The organism is Chamaesiphon polymorphus CCALA 037, from assembly GCF_003003845.1.
GTDB classification, from domain to species: Bacteria; Cyanobacteriota; Cyanobacteriia; order Cyanobacteriales; family Chamaesiphonaceae; genus Chamaesiphon; species Chamaesiphon polymorphus.
The window spans coordinates 1-2,912 of the sequence record NZ_PVWO01000618.1; the positions used below are offsets into that span (position 1 = coordinate 1).

Here is a 2,912-nt window from a genome sequence, read left to right on the forward strand (position 1 = left end):
CCTTGGCTCTGAGTAGCTGAATTAGTAGCTGTAACTGCTTTCCAACCTGGATTTTAGCCTTTATTCCGCAACCCCTAAATAGAGTATTACCATCTGGAGAGATCGCAATGCTTTCCGCAATCGAATCTTGCTCCCAAGTATGAATGCAACTCATATTTAGCCATGGGTTATATTCATCTAAGGCATGTTTGACTCTTTCTTCTTCTCTAGTTCTAAGTAGTGAGAAAGCTTTCCATTTTAACCCGTGCGAGTCATTTCTCCAGATATCGATAAGTAGTTCTAAACCCTTTTCATCATATTTTAAGGCCGCTCGAAGTGCCGATATTTGGATTTTCTCATCTTGGCTGCTTAAGCGTTGCTCGATCCCTTCAATTCCACCCAAAACAACACTATCTGTGGTTAGGCGATTTTGTCCGCCGAGAATGACATCGGTTTTATCTGGTTGATTTTCTGGCATACTCATGAAGATCGAGTTACAAATTATTATGCCCAATCTATTTCAAAACCTGACACGATCGTGGTTTAAATGGCTAATATCGATCGAATATTACTTGTATAAACTCACCTCTAATAAAGTTTGAAGCTGATTTAATCTTTCGATTTTATGCTTTGAATCGATCGCCAGAGCGGTTGTGGTAACCAAAATGGATGACGCCAACTTTTACTTGTCGGCGATTCACCTAATACCTGAATTCGCCACCGCTCCCACATAATAATTAACCATAATATCTCGCCAATTCGCCGACCTTGAATCGTGCCGCCAAACTTGCCGCTGACTAATCTAGCGGCGATATCTGGTTGCCAATATCCCGCTCGTTCCAAAACTCCTGGATTCAACCATGTGCCCAGATCCGACCACAATTCGCTAAATAACCATGCCGTCAGCGGTACGCCCATCCCGCGTTTCGTGCGCCAGACAATTTCGGGTGGGAGGAGGTGCTCGACGGCGCGCTTGAGGATGTATTTTTCGCAGGCACCTTGGAGATGAAGGGTGCCAGAGACGCCAAACGTCCATTGGGCTAAAGGTAAATCGCAGAAGATCGATCGCACTTGCAATCCGTGCCAACGCGCCAAATTAGTCGCGCGGGGATGGATATTTTGGGCACCTTTGAGCATCAGGCTGGCACGTCGCAGGCGATGGAGGAGTTCGGGGGCACGATCGGGATCTAGTGCGTCACCGAGCCAATTTGTGGGCGATAAGGACTCAATTCGATCGAGGATCTGTGGTTGAAACGATCGACTCTCGTAGCCGTAAAGCCGATGAAATGTCTGGAGATACGGCTCGATGAGATCGGGACTGCTCCCATACATACTCGCTGCAATTAGGGGTTTATTCGTCCAACCTGCAAATAGTTGATCGCCGCCTTCTCCGTTGAAAATTACGGGTACCTCTTGGCTGGCGGCTTGACAGAGTAGATACAGCGGCACGGTGACGCCATCGCCATAGGGCGAGTCTAAAGCGCGAACGGTAGCATCTAACGATCGACGCACGAGTTTGGGGTTGACAGGTACTTTAACCAAGGGAATCTGGAGATGATTTGCCACCTGCTCGGCATACGGATATTCGGAAATCCCCGCTTCGTCAAAGTCGAGGGAATAAGCACGAACTTTGATGCCATTTTTAACTAAAAGTGCGGCGACGATCGAGGAATCCAAGCCGCCAGATAGAAGAACGCCGACGGGTGCATCTGGTAAATCTTGAATTTGACATGCGACGGCAGATTGTAATAACCCTTGCAACCGATCGATCGCAATGTTTTCATCTGTAAGTTGCTGCGGTGACTGTTGCCAGCAATTTTTAGTAACTGTAACTGGCCTAAAAGTCTCTAAAGATATCGATATTTCTGTGCCTGCGGCTACTGCATGAATATTGTCGATCGGTGTTAATGGTGTCGGGATATAAGAACAGCAACTATAGCCATAAAATCCTGCTACATCGATTGTCGATCGATCTAATAGCGGTAATAATAATTGCAAGTGAGTACTAAACCAAATTACTCGATCGCATTCCGTCCAATATAACGGCATCCGTCCGAAAGGTTCACGACCCAAAATTAGATTTTCATCCTGCAATCTCACCCAGCAGTCTAAGCCTAATCCTGAAGCAGAGCAGCCTAATGGTAGTTCGCCTAACGATCGAACTGGTAAGGGAAGTAAACTTGCAAGAATGGTGGATCGATCGATTTGTCCCCAATAACCAACTAGTTGAGCCGAGCCAATTACGATGCCACTATGGAAATTTTGACCCATTAGTTAACATCAAATGGCGATTTTTCGATAATGCGATCGCCGACTTTTATTTGTACTTGCCATGCTCCCGTCGCCGCATTAGCAGGTAATTGATAACGACATTGAGTATTCCAGACAGGAGTAGTAATATTTTTGGTATCGTAACGATTGGTATGAACGATTTTGCCACTGGGATCGAGCCAATTACAGGTGAGATTTAATCTCTCGCCGACAGGTGCATCATTGAGTGTAACTCGATAGGCGATCGCCGCACCGCGATCGACTGCTTGCAGATTTTCACCATTATCTTGAGCTAAGGTAATCCGATCTTGAGTAGCGGTAATTTTTGCCAGCGAAGTCGATCGAGTTTGGACGAAGAAACTACTCCCAATGACTAGTGCCAATAACGCCGCAACACTGGCGATGATAATACGCCGATTCCGCTGCTGTTGCCGTGCTAAAGCCTCTTTGCGCTGCACTTGCACCATCGCCTCATCGAGCAGTTCTGGCGGTAGATTCAATTCTTGGAGGATTTTCTGAACTTCCGATCGATCCAATTCTGCTTGCTGTCGATCGGCCAATCGTCCGACTTCGCCAACAATTAGCTCTAGTTGCTGCGCGGTCAATCGTTGCTCCATAATTCATTACCTGCGAGCTATGCTCTTCTATTTTAAATCATAGAG

At 46.4% G+C, this 2,912-nt stretch carries 2 protein-coding genes and 1 pseudogene; all 3 read right to left on the bottom strand.

From position 1 onward, the window contains the following. A pseudogene (locus C7B77_RS27260) lies at positions 1 to 463 on the bottom strand (hypothetical protein); the annotation flags it as partial. Positions 464 to 588: 125 nt separating this feature from the next. Further along, positions 589 to 2,250 (bottom strand): asparagine synthetase B family protein, encoded by a 1,662-nt coding sequence (locus C7B77_RS27265; RefSeq protein ID WP_106312435.1) that lies wholly within the window; start codon positions 2,248 to 2,250, stop codon positions 589 to 591. Beyond that, complete coding sequence (locus C7B77_RS27270; protein WP_106312438.1) at positions 2,250 to 2,867, bottom strand: DUF3859 domain-containing protein; 618 nt, start codon at positions 2,865 to 2,867, stop codon at positions 2,250 to 2,252. Before C7B77_RS27270 ends, C7B77_RS27265 begins: the two co-directional genes overlap by 1 nt. Positions 2,868 to 2,912: the final 45 nt, after the last annotated feature.

Coding starts and splice junctions, on each gene's coding strand:
- C7B77_RS27265 (WP_106312435.1), bottom strand. CDS start 2,250: ATGGGTCAAAATTTCCATAGTGGCATCGTAATTGGCTCGGCTCAACTA.
- C7B77_RS27270 (WP_106312438.1), bottom strand. CDS start 2,867: ATGGAGCAACGATTGACCGCGCAGCAACTAGAGCTAATTGTTGGCGAA.